Raw genomic sequence first — 18,379 nt, 5'->3', positions numbered from 1 at the left:
AAATTACAAGTGTAAAAATAAATTTGAAATTCTCACACTTGTAATTAGAAATTATATATGAAAATAATGGACAAAATGTATTAATTTTTCATATAATCGAATAAGTTAAGTATGGATTTACTAATTCTATTAAAATATATTTAGGAAAAGAGGAGTAAAATGTATAAGAAAGTTATCCTTGGAGTAGTCTGCATTGCAGTGATTTCAGTCGGAATTTTAGGTGGAAGGTACTTATATCAAACTTGGAAGTATAAAAAGCTTATCTCGGAGATAGTCATTTCAAGCCCAAATATTTCTAAGCTTCCGGATGGTATTTATAAAGGTTCCTATGATGCAATATTGGTCGCTGCTGACGTAAGTGTAACAGTAGAAGGAAATAAGATTAAGGAAATCAAGCTTGACAAGCATAAAAATGAAAGGGGTCTGAAAGGCGAAGCTATTACTGATAAGGTTATTGCTGCACAATCACTTAAGGTTGATACTATCTCAGGAGCTACAAATAGCAGCAAGGTGATACTTAAGGCCATTGACAATGCTTTAAGCGAAGCAACTGATAATGTAAGCCAGTCGGACGAAACTGTGAAACAATCAGACGCTAAATAAACTTATCAGATGGATAAGTTCAACCGTTGCTTTATAACTGAACCTACATAAAGCTGAATGATTTTCAGAGCAGTTTATTTTTAAGTGAATTAATAAAAGGAAGGTTAAATAAAACATGGATTGCTTTGAAACTCAAGACTATTTTATGAATACAATTGTGGAACAGAAAATATACTGTAAAAATCCCATTGATGTATACAAAAAGGTAGTTAATGAAATAAACCGTTTAGAAAATTTGATGAGTTTTTTCAAAGAAGACAGTGATATTTCTAAATTAAACGAAGTGGCTGGAAAAGAAAAGGTAAATCTGAGCTCAGAGGTTATTCATGTTCTAAGTGAGGCATATAAATTTTCTGAGCTCTCAAACGGAGCTTTTGATATAACATTAGCACCGGTAATTGATTACTGGAGACATTGTGGGAGGCTTGACCGGGTGCCTTGTGAAAGTGAAATAAAAGAGCTAATGGAACATGTCGGCTACAAAAGCATGCACATTGATAATGCAACTAATACGGCTTATCTTGAGAAGCAAGGCTCTGCGGTTGATCTTGGAGGCATAGGTAAAGGCTTTGCGGCTGATATATGTGTTGAACTATACAAGTTAATGGGTGTAGAGTCAGCCTTTATAAACTTTGGAGGTAATGTTAAAACATTGGGAAAGAAGCCCGAGGGGGATGACTGGGCTATAGGTATCCAACACCCCTATAAGCAAAGAGGTGTTCATTTCGGAGTAGTTTTAGCTTCAGATAAGTCTGTAGTTACCTCCGGCCCCTACGAAAGGTATTTTGAAGTTGACAGTAAGAGATATCATCATATATTGGATAATAGAACAGGGTGGCCATCACAATCTGATATGGTAAGTGCTACTGTGATTTGTGAGAACTCCATGCAAGCAGATGCATTATCGACGGCCGCCTTTGTAATGGGCTTGGAGGATGGGATTCAATTGATTAAAAAATCCAGTGCTGCTGAAGCAATATTGGTAACAAAAGATAACGAAATATATTTGACAAAAGGCATACAACCATCCTTTTACTTAACCGAACAGAATTGGGGTTTTAGTTGTTATGCTGCAGATTGAATACTTTCTGGAGGCAGAATGTCATTAATTACGGGATTTCTCTCATTGCTTTTTTTTATGGCAGGTATAACTTTTAGTATACTGAAAGCGTCGAAACTATATAGCATAAAGCGTATTGCCAAAAAATCACATTGCTTTATTGGTTTTTTTGCCGTTGCAATTGGTATATTTCATTCACTATTATCAAGCTTAAGTATTAAATTTACATTTGGATATTTGTCATTACTATTACTACTTATAATAACTGTCTTTGGTATATTAACGAAATATTCAAAATCCAGTCTGACAAAAAGAAATATACATATAGTAGTAAGCATTTTAACTTTAGTCGTTATATTATTGCATATTTATAGCAAACTGCTATTTTAGAGTTTTTAACAGGTCAAAGCATCAACATTGTTGATGCTTTTTGTTTTTTCTGAGAGAAACAAGGGGACGGTTCCCTTGTTTCTTTGACTATGGTACAATAAGCCAAAAGGGTCAAAGAGGATAATGATATGCCAAGAAGAGCTAGAGAAAGAAGTAAGGGTATTTATTCAGATGCCTGAATTGTGGTAAATACCGCTTATGGGTGGACGCTGACTAAAGCTTGAAAGAGGTTGTGATATGGAGACTTTAGATAGATTATACCAGGCAGAAAAAGAATTAAATGCTTTAGGACTTTTGCTTGCAAAGGATTTTCCGCATTACTTTTGTACCCCGCTAAATGCGGTTATCTTTGCTCAGCTTGGCACCGACGGAATTCATTATTGCATTATCAAAGGTGAAAAGGAGCTTGAAAACTCACCGGTTTATGTGGTAAGTCCTATGATGCCTGGACATTATGTGGAGTTGGTTGGAAGGAATCTGATAGACTTTTTGAGTCTTGTTATTTCCTGTAAAGATGCATCTGCTTTAGAATATATAAGCTATGCGCCCAAAGACAAATTTGAAGAATTCATTGATGAGATTAGGAAGCAGCAACTTGATGACTGGGATTATAATAAAAGGGTTGAGGCGGCAGTAAATGAATTACAAAATGCGTTTGGACTGCAAAATATTGAGGATGTGTATTGTCATGTCAATGAAACAAAAAGTAATCTCTCCTACCATGCCAATATGGCTTTTTCCAAAGAGTATAGTGACAGCATTGGTTGAAATAACTACTTTGCCTATAATGCTTGAAAGCTTCATATAATATCATATAGCATTCCTTCATAATCACAAAAATTATGGAGGAGTGCTATTTTTATGAGAGGACAGTTTTAAAGGTATCTAGTTATGTATAATGTAAATTTGCTCAAATAAATTCTATATAATGGTAATTTATGATTGATTTAACCTGAATTTTCAAATAGAATGTCTGTATAAAAAATAATCCTGTTGCTGCTGAAAGGTCAAAAGGCCGGTAATTCACTTTATTTGAAGAATATTGCCTGTTATATAATGCTTTTTTCAATTTGAATAAGAATTTCTAAGAGGCACAGGGGTTATATGCGGAGGTAAAAACATACTATGGATGATTATTTCGAATTCAACATAGAGCAAAAGAAACAGCTAAAAGACATAATGGATAGTTATGATGATTTTCTATCGCCATATGCGTGCAGGTCTGCACAAAGTGTTCGTGAGTTTTCCTCAAAGACTGATAATGATTCCATAAGATCGCCTTACGCAGTCGACTGTGACAAAATTATCAACAGTTTGCAGTATAATAGATATACAGATAAAACACAAGTTTTTTCATTTTACAAAAATGATGATATCACCAGGCGTGCCCTGCATGTCCAACTGGTTTCACGTATCGGACGGACTATAGGCCATGCATTAAAGCTAAACCTTGACCTTATTGAGGCAATAGCATTAGGACATGATATGGGCCATACGCCTTTTGGTCACAGGGGAGAAGCTTATTTAAACAACCTATACTTTCAAAATACAGGCAGGCTGTTTAATCATAATGTCCACAGTGTGAGGGTTTTCAGGACAATCTTGAGAACAAATCTGACGTTACAAACATTGGATGGTATCCTATGTCACAATGGAGAAAAAGCGTTTAAAGAATATCACCCAAGTGGACTTAAAACTTTTGAAGAATATATTGATATATTGGAGAACTGCTATAAAGATAGCGAATATATTAAAAAATTGCATCCTGCAACACTGGAAGGCTGTGTTGTCAGAATAAGTGATATGCTCGCATATGTAGGAAAAGACCGGCAAGATGCAAAAAAGGCAAGTTTTGAAGTAAAAGATTTCAAACCAGGCAAATATCTTGATGGTAAAAATGCAGGTATTATTAATGATGTGATAACTGACATTGTAAAGAATAGTTTGGGCAAACCGTTTATTTCAATGGATCAGGAAGTATTTCTTGATATTAAAACCATATACGATGATAATACAAGTAAAATATATAATAGTCCAAAGGTGGTTGAACCTTATGATAATATAGTTAAGCCAATGATGGAGAAAATATATAAAAAGTTTATAGATGACATTTTAAAACGAGATTTCAATTCAATTATTTTCAAGCATTATTTAAATCATCCTATACAGGGAAGCTGTTACCGTGAGGATGACAGTAGAAAAATTATCGCTGACGAGCATGATATTGTAACGGATTTTATTGCCAGTATGACGGATGATTATTTTCTGGATTTATTTAAACATATTTTTCAGGAAGACCGTTTGAATAGCGAAATTCGGTACATAAAATATTTTGATTAGTTTGGCTGAGTGGAACGTAAAAAATATATGCCATTGAACCTATGACATTAAGTGTTGATTATGATTTGAACACCCAGTAATTATTGTGACGATTCTGAAATCAAGTCAGTCTTCCATACTTCACCCTACCTGGGGGGAACGAGAAGATTTAATCCGTCCGGGCTGGAGATAATTCCTGTATTGAGCTATAACCACCATTTACATACGGCGGCTTTTTCTGCAATATCCATCCCGCCGCCTGCTCCTGCAAATCCCGTACAGGAAATGTCGGAAGGACGCAAGCATATCCTGCTACTATATTGATGAAGGGAGGTTGGAATATGGATTCACTGGAAAGACTGAACCATGCATTGCGCTATATAGAAGAAAACCTTGAAAATGAAATCGATATGAAGGCAGTTGCAAGACTGGCTGCCTGCTCTGAATACCATTTTCAGAGGATGTTTTCCTTTCTGTCAGGCATCACGCTGTCTGAGTACATCCGCCGCAGGCGGCTCACCCTTGCAGCTCTTGAACTGAATGACAGCAGTGTCAGAATAATTGATCTGGCGGTAAAATACGGATACGGTTCACCTGATTCTTTTACAAGAGCCTTTCAGGGGCTACATGGGATAACGCCGTCCGAAGCCCGGAAAAATGGTCAGTCCCTGAAGGCCTATCCTCCCATGACCTTCCAATTATCAATAAAAGGGGGAAATAATATGAATTACCGTATAGTGGAGAAAGAAGCATTTAGCATTATAGGCATCAAGAAAAGGGTTCCAATAGTTTTCAATGGGGTTAATCCGGACATCGCAGCCATGTGGGCGAGCCTGACAGGGGAGAGGATAGCAGTGCTGAAAGAGCTGTCGAATGTTGAGCCCCGTGGACTCATAAGTGCATCTGCAAACTTTTCGGAAGGCAGAATGGAAGAGAAGGGAGAGCTTGACCATTACATCGGCGCAGCCACAACGGAGAAATGTCCGTCCGGCATGGAAATGCTTGAGGTGTCCGCCTCAAAGTGGGCTGTTTTTGAAGCGGTGGGGCCGTTCCCGGACACCTTGCAGAAGGTGTGGGGACGCATATATTCCGAATGGTTTCCGTCCTCGGGCTATGAGCAGGCAGAAGGGCCGGAGATACTGTGGAATGAGCATAAGGAGGTTACATCGCCGGTATTTCGAAGTGAGCTATGGATACCGGTTATAAAAAGCTAACCTTGTATTTGAGAGTCAATATAAAGAGTGGGAAATTGTCGCAAAATATCATAAAATGTCTGAAAATACCCTGCTAAGAGGCACTGCCGAAATGTGGAAAATCAATTGACATAAAATATACTAAATAGTAAAATATTACTATGAAAGTATAACTTCGGTACTACTTTCAAATTTCAGCAGAAAAAATTTGAGGAGGTTTTTTCAAATGAAACAAAAAAGAATTGCGGTATTTTTGTCAGTTTTTATGGTGTTTACGTTTTTCCTGTCCACAGTAGGCGTACAGGCAGCGGGCAGTGTCTACCTTACGTTTGACGATGGACCGAATAACGGCACCTCCCAGAACATGGTAAATACTCTGAAAAACAATGGAGTATATCAGGCTACCTTCTTTGTAATAGGACAGAATATCGCCAGCAACCAAACAGGCTGGAATGCTTACAAGTCATCAGGCTTCAGCATCCAGAACCACAGCTACACTCACCAGCACATGACCAGTTGGAGCTACCAGCAGGTATACAATGATCTGAACAAGTGCAATCAGACCATTCAGAGCGCAGGTAAAGCCAAGCCAACCAAGATAAGGCTTCCATATCTGGAGAGTAATTCCACAATCCAGTCTGCATGTTCTGCGTTAGGACTTTCAATCGTCACTCCTACCGTTTACTCAAATGACTGGAACGGAGCAACCGCACAGCAGATCATAACAAACGTAAACAACCTTCAGGCCGGAGGCAACCCATTGTTCCATGATTGGCCTGCAAACACAATTTCAGCTTTACCTACAGTCATCAAAAATCTTAAGAACCGCGGTCTTGGTTTCGCGCAGTATTAATATCAAAAAAATTACAGCCGCCTGTTTAAACGGGCGGCTTTTTCGATTGAAGCAGGTCTGATTTTCAGTGAATTATGGTTAAATATGATATATGTAATGATAGAAATACAAGGATGATTTATACGTGGAGGAGATCATGGAGAAAAGCCTGGAGAAGAACACAAGGAAGCTTAAAGGGCCGCTTGTGCCGGGAGCAATCCTGTCATTTGTGCTTATTCTGCTGCTTGTTTTTGTTTTTTTAATATTACCCCATATGTCTCAATCCGCACAGTGGGTTCAGACAAGCGGGCCCTATGGCGGTTACATACATTGCTTTGCTGCTGACGGAAAAAATATTTTTGCAGGAACCGAAGGCAGGGGCATTTTTCGTTCAGAAGACGGCGGTGAAAGCTGGAGTGAAGTCAATTCCGGACTTACAGTAAAAAATGTATATTCTCTTGCGGTCAGCGGTTCAAAAATTCTTGCCGGAACAGCCAGCGGAGTATTTATATCCGGTGATGGCGGTGAAAGCTGGAAATTGCTTGATACGGCACTTTCAAATATTTTTGTGTACTCCCTTGCAGCGGCGGGGGATAATATTTTTGCGGGAACCAGCTACGGAGTTTTTCTCCTGTCCGGCCATGGCCAGGCTTGGAGTGCGGCTCCTACCGGACTTACGGCTGTCAGCGTGAACGACATAGTATGCAGCGGAAATAAAATCCTTGCGGGGACTGAGGACAGCGGGGTACTTGTGTCGGCAGATGACGGCAGGAGCTGGAAGACGGCTAATTCAGGCATTAAAAGCACCCAGGTGATTTCACTGGAGGCAAGCGGAACAACCATATATGCCGGGACCTACGGAGAGGGTATTTTTATTTCCACAAACGGTGGAGAAAGCTGGAAGGCGGCAAATACCGGCCTTGCAAGCAAAAATGTGCATGCCCTTTGTGAAGGCGGCAAAAATATTTTTGCGGGAACCGAAGAGGGTATCTATATTTCTTCAAATGGGGGAGAAAGCTGGGAGGCGGTTAATTCCGGTCTGACAAGCAGATTTGTATATTCTCTGGAGGTGAACGGCACAAATGTTTTCGCAGGTACCAATGGAGGCGGTGTATATATCTCGGACAATGACGGAAAGAGCTGGCGGACGGCAAATTCCGGCCTGGCAAATACTCACGTGGGTGCTTTTGCCGGCCTGGGGACCGAAGGTATTTATGCCGGCACCAACGGCGCAGGTATTTTCTTTTCAGGGAATGGAGGAGAAAGCTGGAAGGCAGTCAACTCCGGCCTGGATAATCCGTATGTTTTTTCCATTGCCGTGAGCGACACCCGGGTTTTCGCCGGTACCAGCGGAAGCGGAGTTTTTATTTCGGAGAACGGCGGTATTAGCTGGAAAGAAGCCAGTACAGGGCTCACAAACAAATATGTATATTCTCTTGCGGTCAGCGGTTCGGATATTTACGCAGGAACCCTGGGGGGAGGCGTATTTGTATCAAGAGACGGTGGCACAAGCTGGAGCCCTGTCAATTCAGGCATGACAAACTTAAATGCGGGTTCTCTTGCAGTGCTGGGCAAAAACATATATGCGGGAACCTTCGGAGGAGGAGTCTTTCTTTCGGAGAACGGAGGAGAAAGCTGGAGGTCGGTTAACTCCGGACTGACAAATACCCAGATATTTTCCCTTGCCGTCAGCGGAAACCATATATTTGCGGCAACTCCCGGCGACGGAGTCTTTGTCCTGTCAGGGGGCGGCAAAAGCTGGCAGACTGTGAATTCCGGTCTCACAAATAAAAATATCAATGCTCTGGCTGTGAGAGCTGAAACCATTTTTGCGGCAACTGACGGGGGAGGGATATTTTTATCCCGGGACAGTGGGGAAAGCTGGAAAGAGGCTGGTTACGGACTTGAAAATATGGATGTATATGCCTTCGGAATATATGGTGAAAGCATTTATGCCGGCACCAGCGGGGGCGGCGCGTGGAAACGGCAATTGCACCCGGTCCGTTGAGCAAGCAGGAAATCAAGGGTTTTAAAAGCATAAAAGAGGCCGGGAAGCTCCCCGGCCTCAGACTTAATCATTATCATTTCCCGACTTTATTTTCCGACTGTATTTCCCGGTTTAATTTAACGATTCACATTCCTTCTGCCTGTCACGATAGAAACTCACTTTATATTTTTTATAAGCATTTTTATATTCCTGTGCGGCTTTTGCGTATTCTCCGTTTTTGTAAAGCGTGTACGCATTCATGGCAGGGTCCAAAATCTCTATTTTTGCACTGCCCTTCAGCTTATCAAGCCATGGGTCCAATTTATCCGACTGGGAGAACTTCTGAAGCAGCAGCATGTTTTTATATTCGTCCCTGGGATGGATAAATTGAGGAGTATCACTATACTGGCGGGTATATTCCTTATAGCTTTCATCAAATTCCTCATCCGTAAGAGTGATACCGTAAGATTGCGCCAGTGTGGGTATACTTTTGAGCTTCAGCAGGTATACTTCAATGTCCTTTTTCGTATCTGCTTCCGTCTTATAGTCAAGTCCGTCGTTTAAGTCGGATTCCTCAGCAGCACGTGCATCACGGCTTGGTTTTACATACTTGTCGTAATAATCGTCAATTTCCTTTTGGGTAGCCTTTTGCCCGGAACTGTAAAAAAAGTCGTCGGTCAGGACTTTTTCAAGAACTGCCTCCAGCACCATATCATTCAATTCCTCTTCCGTCTTCTGCTGCATGGAAGCGTCTCCCCTGTATCTCAGGAATAAAACATTCTGTTCATCCCGGAACAAATCGGCAGAAACAAGCTGCCCGTTTACCTTGAGCGCATCCTGGCCCAGAACATAGTCGGAGGCCTTGCCCGTGGTTTTCGTAATGACCAGGGCTGCAGCCAGAATGGCCAGGGCAGCCAATACAATCACAATAATGATAATCAACCTTTTCCGTTTCACAGGCGGCTTAACAACACTTTGCATAAAGTATCACACCTTCTTTTCAATTTTCTGGCACATGCCACTTAATTCATAATATTACAGTAATTGCATATTTTTTTCAATATATTTTTGATTCCGGCACTTATGTTACATAATTCGATAAAATATGTTAAAATATGAAAAGCTGGATATGGATGGGTGTGAATCATATGAATGTCAGGAGGCTTTCATGGATAAAAAACAAAAAGAAATATCAAATATAACTTCAATTAAAAACAACATCTTTGCAATGAAGCTGGCCTGGGGTATCAGCAGGAGCAATGTGGCCCACAGGCTTGCCTTATCCATTCTGGAATATTTTGAATGGGTGTTCTACAGCACTATTTTTATGAGGTACATAATAAATGCCTTTGAAAGGAAAATGAGTTTTCAAAGTATTCTGGTTTTTATTTTGCTGTGCGGTGCAACATTTGCACTGGTTGGGCTGTACAGGAGCTATGTGAATAATGTCTGCTTCCCGCTGAACGATACCAGAACCTATGAGGGGCTGTCGCTGAAGCTGTATAATAAGGCCAGGAATGTGGAACTGGGCTGCTTTGAGGATTCGGAGTTTTACAATAGATATACCATGGCCATAGACGGTGCAGGCGACAGGATCACAAGCGTGGTGACCAACGTGTGGGGAATACTGACCGGCTCTGTTGCCACAGTGGCAGTATTCTTTTCAATGTATGACATTGACAGGGTGGCGGTATTGTTCGTTGTTTTCCCCATTATAGGAAACTTCGTCTTTGGCGGCATTATGAATAAACTGTCCTTGAAGAGGTACAAGGAGGGCATTCCCAATGAAAGGGTATTCCAGTACGTAAACAGGGTAATGTATCTGGCGGAATACGCAAAGGAAATGAGGCTTTCAAATGTCTACCGCCTCATAAGGGAGAAATATGACGAGGCAATAAAGAGAACTGTTGCCATTGCAGGCAAATATGCTCCCAAAATAATTCCTGTAGAAGTGCTGAAGGTTGTATTTACCTTTTCCGTAATCTTTGAGGGAGTGCTGCTGTACGGAGCATACAAGGCCATGGTGGTAAAAAGTATATCCCTGGCGGAACTGGCCGTGCTGTCAAGCACCATGGTTTCCGCAACCTGGATTCTCATAGGCCTTTTCAACAATATAATGGAGACCATAAAAAACGGTATGTTTGTAAACAACCTGCGTACCTTCATGGAGTACAAGGAAGCGATTCCGGAGGACTGGGACGGCAGCACGCCGGACAGGGAGATTTCCTCCATTGAATTCCGCAATGTAAGCTTTTCCTATAAAGACGGCAAATATGCCGTAAAAAATCTCAGCTTCACCATACCGGGTAACAGTGTCGTGGCCATGGTAGGCCACAACGGGGCGGGAAAGTCCACAATCATCAAGCTGCTGTTCCGCTTGTACGACCCTACGGAAGGCGAAATCCTCCTGAACGGAAGGAATATAAAGGAATATAATCTTAGGGAATACCGCAGGCTATTTGCGGCAGCCTTTCAGGATTACAGGGTTCTTGCACTTTCCGTAAAGGATAATGTGCTGATGGGACGTAATATTGAAAATGAGGATGAGGCGGTGGCGGAGGCTCTTAAGAAGGCAGGAGTGTACGAAAAGGTACAGACTCTGGAAAATGGAATAAATACAATTCTTACAAGGGAGTTTGATGAAGCGGGCGCGGTGCTCTCAGGAGGGCAGTATCAGAAAATAGTGGTCTCAAGGGCTTTTGTGCAGAATACCCCCGTCAAAGTGTTTGACGAGCCTTCCTCAGCCCTTGACCCCATTGCGGAATACGAGCTGTATAAAAGCATTATGAAGGAAAGCCGGGATAAAACCATGATATTTATCTCCCACCGCCTTTCTTCGGTACGCAATGCCCACAAGGTATTCATGTTTGAGAAGGGTGAGCTTGTGGAACAGGGAACCCACCAGGAATTGATGAAGCTGAAGGGCCCCTATGCAGATATGTATACCAAGCAGGCCATGAATTATCTTGCGGTGAAAAATATTGAAGAGGGGGTGGTGCTATGAAGCCCAAGCAGCCAAAGCAGCCCTTCAGACAGGTGTTGGACAATAATATGTTTATCCTGAAAATCTGCTTTTCAGCGTCCCCTCTGTACATCCTTGCATTTATACTGGATATTCTGAGAAACCAACTGCTCATATTTTTTGAGCATACTTACGGAATAGGTTATGTACTGGAGTCCGTTGAATACGGGCGGCCTTTCCAGAATGTGGCGGTATTTATAATTGCCCTTTTTATCCTCATAGGCCTTGGAATGATATACGGAGCCTTTGTAAACCAGCTCATATCCCTTAAGGCCCTGCCAAAAATGAAGCAGAAGCTGAAGTTCATGCTGTATGAAAAAGCCCGTAAGCTGGATTTGGAATGCTATGACAATCCGGAATATTATAATGAATTTGTGCTTGCGGTTTCAGAGGCGGACAAGCAGGTGGAAAGGCTGCTGGAATTTCTGAACAAGCTCTTTACCGGGCTGACGGTTTTCATTACCACAGGAACCTACTTTCTGATTAAGGATTGGTTTTCGGTGTGCTTTGTAGCAGTCTCCTTCCTACTGTCCTCTCTGCTCATGCAGGTATTTAACAGGCTGAATTATAAAATAAGGCTTCAAAAAAACCCCCAGGAGAGGAAAAGGGCCTATGTCAACAGGGTATTCTACCTGAATGACTATGCCAAGGAGCTCAGACTTAATCCGGATATACCCCATAAACTCCTGGACAAGTTCAAGGCTGCAAATAAAAAGATATATGAGATTGACAGGGAGAATGCAAAAAGGAAGTTTATTTTAAGCTTTCTGCGGGATTATGTTTTCAACGACTTTATAAGCGATGTGCTGTATATCATTTATCTGGTGTATAAGGCTACGGTGCTCAGTCTCATATCCTACAGCAGTGTTGTGATTCTGTTCAATTCTTTCGGCAGGTTTAAGAGGAGTCTGAGGACTATAACCGAGATATACCCATATGCAAGTGAAACCAGCCTGTATGTGGACAAGATACGCAGCTTTCTGGATTACGAGCCCAGGATTGACAGCAAAAAGCGGCTGGCGGTGCCGGGAAAGCCGGGAATATTCAAGCTGGACAATATAGCCTTTGCGTATAATGAGGGGGCCAAAAGTGTTATAAATAACATAAATATGACAATCAAGCCCTATGAAAAGGTTGCGCTTGTGGGCTACAACGGGGCGGGAAAAACCACACTGATAAAGCTGCTCATGAGGCTCTATGATGTGAAGGAGGGAACCATATCCCTAAATGGTGTTGACATCAGGGACTATGATGTGGCCCAGTACCGTGAGCATGTGGGGACGGTTTTCCAGGACTACATGCTGTATGCCGCCACAGTAAAGGAAAACGTGCTGCTGGACATAGGGGAGGCCGTGCCGGAGGAACCGGTAATGGAGGCACTTGAACAGAGCGGCTTTGTTCAGAGACTCAGTGAACTTAAATACGGACTGGCCACTCCTCTGACAGCAGAATTTGAGGAGAACGGGGTAAACCTGTCCGGCGGAGAGGCCCAGAAGCTTGCAATTTCAAGAGCCTTCTACAAAAATTCAAGCCTTATTATCCTGGATGAGCCCTCCTCAGCCCTTGATCCCATAGCTGAATACCAGTTGAATCAGTCCATGCTGGAGGCGGCTGCAAATAAAACAGTGGTTTTCATCTCCCACAGGCTGTCCACCACCCGTCTGGCAGATAAGATATTCATGCTGGAGGACGGAAGGATTATAGAGTCCGGAAGCCATGAGGAACTGCTGAAGCTGGACGGTAAATATGCCGGGATGTGGCGTGTACAGGCAGGGCAGTATATTGCTGAGCAGCACCTGGAATAAAGAACAAAAAAAGTAACATCGGAAGAACAGAGAAGTCTCCAAATGAAGGAAGAGGGCGGAGGTGGAAAAGGACAACGGCACCCCGGGAGGTAAGTCAATCCTTTTACACTGTCATTACCAATGCTGGCAATTTAAATGATGAAATTAATACGTATTATGGGCTGTGAACACCTTGGTTATTTAAGATGCTCATAGCCCATAACCTGTTCTCTTTTAGCTTTAATTTATGTGATTAATCTGTTAAGGACCCTCCTGGTAACTAACTGTAGCAAGTATACATAACTGTCTTGTTTTTATAGATTATACTAAAACAACTATAAATTTACAATAAAATAGTTTAATTGAAGATTTATTTTTTATGATAAAATCAATATGATTGGATAAATGTGTAAAACAGGGAGACTGAAGGCTCCGGAAAGAGGCTGCATATGGATTATGAGGAACAGTACAGACTTATTATACTTAACTACTATGTCATATTCGAGGCGGAAGAATTCCAAGAGGACTACCGGCCCATAGTGCAGGCGGAAAGCAGGCTCAACTCTGACACCGCGCATCTGTGGGACACTGAGCTGAACGGCATAATACCTGCCCTTTGGTACATACTCCACCTGCCCAGGATGGGTTTTGATGTTGTTTCCATGGATATTGACCTTGTATTGAGCGGCCACGACGAGCCCCATAATATAATCCCCTTCCCCTATTGCAGAAACGCAGGGGAAAAGCAAAGCATATATAACGGACTTATCCAGGATGCCACCCTGATTATATGTGAGGACAGGCTGTATGATACTTTGAAAAAGGACCCGGGCATCCCGGAAAGCCTTTTGGGCCTTGTAAAAGTATCCCAGCTTACAAGTGAACTTTTAAAAGAACATTGGAACAGGATATGCAAACACATTACCACATATGTAAAGGAGTTTGAACCCTGCTCCGCCGAAAAGGAAATCCGTCTCACCGAAAGGGTGGAGCGGGGAATCCTGCCGCTTATTCCCCTGGCCAACCAATTTGGATTTCTCGAGAGGGTATTCGGCAAAATACAGGAATTTCAGGATGCTAAAAAATGCAATAACTTCAGCATATTCATGCATAAGCGTATTCTTGACCTGGCCAAAGCTATAGGGAATAAAGAAGAGGAGTATGGCAGGCTGCTTGAAAAGCTCATAAGAGAAAACAGCAATTTTTATGGTATGCCCCTGGTTATAACCATGCCGGGCACTATGTCCCATCAGATAAAGGTTATGGGCAGAAGCAGGGAACTTCCTGAGAATGAGGAGGAAGTTGTAAAAATACTGGGGTATCACAGGGCTCTTGCCAAAAATGCAATGTACATACATCTGGATTTTTTTCCCCGGGAAATGTACCTGGAACTGGCCAAGCTGGAGGAACACTGCAAGCATGCTGCGGAGCACCAGAATATCAGAAGGATAGATAACAGGTTTATATGGCGTACTCTTCGCAGGCTGGGAAAGCTTCTCAACAATAGCCTGAAACCCTTTGACATAAATATCTTAAATCATGTTTCGCAGATAACGGTATTCTCGGATTTTCCTATTGGAGTGGCTGTTCTGCCGGGCTGTTCCGCCCCCTTGTGCTGCGTGAAGCCAATTACTTTAAGGCCACTTACCCCTCTTACAAAAGCTTTTCAGTATGAAATGCACAAGGACAGCCAGATATATCTGGGGAGCAGGTGCAAGGTGCTGGTTGCAGAGTGCGTGGAGAGTACAGACGGTATCAGGCCGTACTGTGACGGGCTGACAGCGGCACTGAGAGACATGATAGGCAAAGCCGGGGATATGGAGCTGCATTTTATGGAGATATCTTCAGTGAAGGGCTTCAAGGAAATGCTGGCTATGCACCCGGATGCCGACATTTTGCTGGTTTCCTCCCATGGCTTTTACGATATTGGAAGCAATATGGCGGGACTGAATATTGGCGGCGAAAGATGGATGGTGGAGGATGATATCCGGGTTCCTCCGGTGGTGCTTTTAAGTGCATGCCATGTGACGCCAAGGGGAAGGGGTGTGGTCTCTGCCGGGGATTTGTTCATCCGGGCGGGGGCAAGGGCCGTACTTGGAACCTTTGTACCCGTGGATGTAAGAAGGAATGCCGTGCTTATTGCAAGACTGTTTGCGGAAATAATAGAGGTGAGAAAGGGGTGGAGCAATATGCGCACCTTGGATGACATATGGAGCCATGTGGTGTCCACAAATGCAGTCCATGAAATAACAGCTTCCCAATCGACACGTCCCTCCCGGCTGGAAATCTGGGCCAACACCAAAAATGCAAGCGGAAGTTTTCCCCTTGCAGAGTTCAAGCAAAAAGTTTCCGCGGGCGGATTAAGAGCCGCACATATATATGAGGACAGCGAAAAAATACTGAGGGAGCTGGCTGACAGAGACGGAATGGGTGAATATTTTGATTCGGTTATGAAGTCCGGAGGCTATTTTCCCGAGTCGGTATTTTACCAGTTCACCGGTTGTCCTGAAAATATCTTTATAAGAAATGATGTGATTAAAGAATACAGCCAAAAGAAAATATTTCTCTAGACTTTCGATAAAATTATAAATCCGGATGTTAAAAGTCCTTTTAAATTTACTTTATTTATGAGCAAATTTTTAAGGGAGTGGAGATATGCAGACAAAGGTGTTGCAAAAGAAAACCGACAGGTCTGTAGGTGAAGGGGTAAAGCAGGGAGAAAACAAGTCTTCTGCCATAACTTCCGAGCCCAAAAACCCTGCCGCAAAGGCCAGGGATTACCGGGAAATAATGCAAATGCTGCTCATTAATCCCGATGCGATTACATATGAGGACTTCATTATACTGCAAAAAGCCATAGGCTACCGTGAGGCTTTGGCTTTAATGGAAGATATGAGGCAGCGTAAAAGAATGAAAAAGGGTGCACTGCCTGAAAATACTCCAGGCACCCTGACCGGAGGCAGATATGGTCAAAGCCGAACTGAAGCAAAGCCCGGGACATACGGAGAACTCAGGCGGGGGGCGATACCGGGGAAAAAGCAGCAAAATGAGCAAAGTGTACAAAGTGGGCAAAATGATCAAAAGGCCATACAGATGAAGCAGGGCGAAAGCAGCGCTCCCGCAAACGGACAGTCGGAAACAGATATGCCTGACCACTTGAGAGCGGGACTTGAAAGGCTTTCGGGAACCGATCTGTCAGATGTCACCGTACACAGGGATTCCCACAAGCCACAGCAGGTAGGTGCTCTTGCATATACTCAGGGCAGTGACATTTATGTTGAACCGGGACAGGAGCAGCACCTTCCGCATGAGGGCTGGCACGCGGTACAGCAAAAGCAGGGACGGGTTAAGCCCACTCTTCAGATGAAAACCGGTGTCTCTGTAAATGAGGATGCCGGCCTGGAAAGAGAAGCCGACATAATGGGCAGCAGGGCGTTGCAGGAAGGTGTTAAAAGCATCAGTCCGGGAAACGGGCCGGTAAGCCGGAGTGAGACACAGAGCACTTTGGGCGTAGGCATACAGGCAGGTGCCGGGCAGAGCTTGGGACAGTCACCCGGAAACACCATCCAGCGCAGGCCGAATAGTCAAATGAACAATTCCAGGGAAGATTTCGACAAAACAGTGAGAACTGGAAGAATGAACCTGGGTGTTGGAAAACAAAGCGACAGTATTACCTTCAAGGATGATGAGATAAAGTGGTATTATATCGGTACGGATGTAATGAAGATGTTGAAAAGCATGCAGACCACTGCCTCTGCAATGAGGAGCAGGGAGGCCGCGGAAGTCATTGAAAGCGCACATAGGCCCTTCCTTGAAAAGTTACAGCATAACAGGAAGCTGAAATTGTCCGCCGACAAGCTGCAACTGCTGTTCCTTTTTGATCCGGAGGGGGTTAAGGACTACCTGTACGGCAAGAGTGAGGCTTTGATAAATGACGTATATAAAAGACTGACAGGAAAGGAACCGGTATACTATGCAAAAACAGTAACCGGTTGGAAGGTGACAGACCGCAGGCCCGGAACCTGGAAGGACATATTCTCGGAGGTAATATCCGACGCCCGTGTACTGCTTACCCGGAATGACGGTATGCCCCATGACCTGATTAGCTTCGTACTGCCTATGGTGCTGACGGGACTTGTATTTATTGGACTTTATGAAATTGGACTTGTGGCCCAGGGCATTGCATATTTCGGACTTGGGAACACCCTTAGAATGTTTGCCTCAGGGACATTGGCAAGAACGCTCGCCCAGCAGAGCAGTATGACCAACGCGGCCCAGATGGCCGACGAGGTTGTGACACTGCCGAAGGACACCTGGCTTAAAGGCTGGCTGGAACGGGGGAATATTATTGATAAGCTCAGAGGCAACGGTTTGGGGCATAACTTTCCTGTCATAGACAAACTGGAAAACAAAGTGGCGGTCAGTATAAAAAGCCTGGATACTGCTGCAGCAACCTATCAGAATAGCTCTGCACTTCTGAGCAAGCTGAATAGCTTTGTATACCAGCTCAGCAGATTCGATGGCGCCACTTATGGGGGAAAAAGTGCCTTCCAGGGGGTAGATTTCAGTTCAAAGGCACTTGAACTGGTTATTCCCGATGTGCAATTGTCCATGGAACAAATTCAGGCTATAATAAAGGCAAAGGAATATGCCAATTCACTGGAAATAGGTTTTAAAATTATCATAGGACAATAGGAGAGTGTTAAGATGATCTATGGAGTTACATTATATAAGGACAGCCGGGGTCAGATGCTGATCCTTCCAAATGCAAAGGATGAGACTGGTGTTTCGGTCCAGATCAATAAGCCTGTGATTTTAAATCAACCCTATGGAGCCTTGGAAATCGGCCAGAAAATCAAGGAGTGCTTTGAGGTTTGTGCCAGTGAGCCTTTTCAAGCTTCCAAGGATTTTGTCAAGGTCTATGAAATTGTAACCGGTATAAAGAGCTTTTCACAGTTTTCAAAGAACAGATTATCGGCCATGATATTCCTGGATACCGAAAAAGGCTATAATATTATGCCTTTGCAGCGGTATCCCGACGGGTCCTACCGCCCCAACAGCGAAAAATATCCCAGGATGAGCCTTGAAATCAATGCCGGCAGCCTGCAAATCGGGGAAGCGGTGCAAAATGCATTTGAAAAGCTTGGTGCAGGATTGCCGTAAAATGATTAAATGCGTAGCCCATCTGA

Annotated in this window: 13 protein-coding genes; 12 read left to right on the top strand and 1 reads right to left on the bottom strand. The window is 43.2% G+C overall.

Annotated features, from left to right (window positions below; genetic code table 11):
- Positions 1–159: 159 nt before the first annotated feature.
- The 7 genes from CLHUN_RS11010 (at position 160) to CLHUN_RS10975 (ending at position 8,405) form a co-directional block, all read left to right on the top strand.
- On the top strand, positions 160–603 hold the full coding sequence (locus CLHUN_RS11010; protein ID WP_080064644.1) for an FMN-binding protein: 444 nt from the start codon (positions 160–162) through the stop codon (positions 601–603).
- Positions 604–718: 115 nt separating this feature from the next.
- Positions 719–1,684: an FAD:protein FMN transferase gene (locus CLHUN_RS11005; RefSeq protein WP_080064643.1), complete on the top strand. Its 966-nt coding sequence runs from the start codon at positions 719–721 to the stop codon at positions 1,682–1,684.
- A gap of 606 nt (positions 1,685–2,290) precedes the next feature.
- A complete protein-coding gene (locus CLHUN_RS10995) occupies positions 2,291–2,821 on the top strand; it encodes a hypothetical protein (protein WP_080064641.1) in 531 nt (176 codons plus the stop codon).
- A 357-nt stretch (positions 2,822–3,178) separates the two neighbouring features.
- Entirely contained in the window at positions 3,179–4,393 is a 1,215-nt protein-coding gene (locus CLHUN_RS10990; RefSeq protein ID WP_080064640.1) for a deoxyguanosinetriphosphate triphosphohydrolase family protein, read from the top strand.
- 320 nt (positions 4,394–4,713) lie between these two features.
- Positions 4,714–5,586 carry an AraC family transcriptional regulator gene (locus tag CLHUN_RS10985; protein WP_080064639.1) on the top strand — a complete coding sequence of 291 codons (873 nt, stop codon included), beginning with the start codon at positions 4,714–4,716 and terminating at the stop codon, positions 5,584–5,586.
- Positions 5,587–5,791: 205 nt separating this feature from the next.
- A complete protein-coding gene (locus CLHUN_RS10980) occupies positions 5,792–6,418 on the top strand; it encodes a polysaccharide deacetylase family protein (RefSeq protein ID WP_080064638.1) in 627 nt (208 codons plus the stop codon).
- A gap of 136 nt (positions 6,419–6,554) precedes the next feature.
- Positions 6,555–8,405: a WD40/YVTN/BNR-like repeat-containing protein gene (locus tag CLHUN_RS10975; protein WP_080064637.1), complete on the top strand. Its 1,851-nt coding sequence runs from the start codon at positions 6,555–6,557 to the stop codon at positions 8,403–8,405.
- Positions 8,406–8,516: 111 nt separating this feature from the next.
- Here CLHUN_RS10975 and CLHUN_RS10970 read toward each other — a convergent pair whose 3' ends face one another.
- Positions 8,517–9,365, bottom strand: coding sequence for a SurA N-terminal domain-containing protein (locus CLHUN_RS10970; protein ID WP_080064636.1), 849 nt, complete (start codon positions 9,363–9,365; stop codon positions 8,517–8,519).
- Positions 9,366–9,552: 187 nt separating this feature from the next.
- Between CLHUN_RS10970 and CLHUN_RS10965 the strand changes: the two genes are divergently transcribed.
- The 5 genes from CLHUN_RS10965 to CLHUN_RS10945 all read left to right on the top strand — a co-directional run bounded on the left by CLHUN_RS10965 (position 9,553) and on the right by CLHUN_RS10945 (position 18,353).
- Positions 9,553–11,388: an ABC transporter ATP-binding protein gene (locus CLHUN_RS10965; RefSeq protein ID WP_080064635.1), complete on the top strand. Its 1,836-nt coding sequence runs from the start codon at positions 9,553–9,555 to the stop codon at positions 11,386–11,388.
- A complete protein-coding gene (locus tag CLHUN_RS10960) occupies positions 11,385–13,211 on the top strand; it encodes an ABC transporter ATP-binding protein (RefSeq protein WP_080064634.1) in 1,827 nt (608 codons plus the stop codon). The genes CLHUN_RS10965 and CLHUN_RS10960 overlap by 4 nt, the downstream gene beginning before the upstream one ends.
- A 428-nt stretch (positions 13,212–13,639) precedes the next feature.
- Positions 13,640–15,760, top strand: coding sequence for a CHAT domain-containing protein (locus tag CLHUN_RS10955; protein ID WP_080064633.1), 2,121 nt, complete (start codon positions 13,640–13,642; stop codon positions 15,758–15,760).
- 85 nt (positions 15,761–15,845) lie between these two features.
- Complete coding sequence (locus CLHUN_RS10950) at positions 15,846–17,885, top strand: endonuclease toxin domain-containing protein (protein WP_242656498.1); 2,040 nt, start codon at positions 15,846–15,848, stop codon at positions 17,883–17,885.
- Between the two features lie 12 nt (positions 17,886–17,897).
- Positions 17,898–18,353 (top strand): hypothetical protein, encoded by a 456-nt coding sequence (locus CLHUN_RS10945; RefSeq protein WP_080064632.1) that lies wholly within the window; start codon positions 17,898–17,900, stop codon positions 18,351–18,353.
- The last annotated feature ends 26 nt before the right edge of the window (positions 18,354–18,379 follow it).

The sequence above is a fragment of the Ruminiclostridium hungatei genome (assembly GCF_002051585.1).
GTDB classification, from domain to species: domain Bacteria; phylum Bacillota; class Clostridia; order Acetivibrionales; family DSM-1351; genus Ruminiclostridium; species Ruminiclostridium hungatei.
Note: the sequence above shows the minus strand (reverse complement) of the source record. Positions and strands in the feature narration are given on the sequence as shown.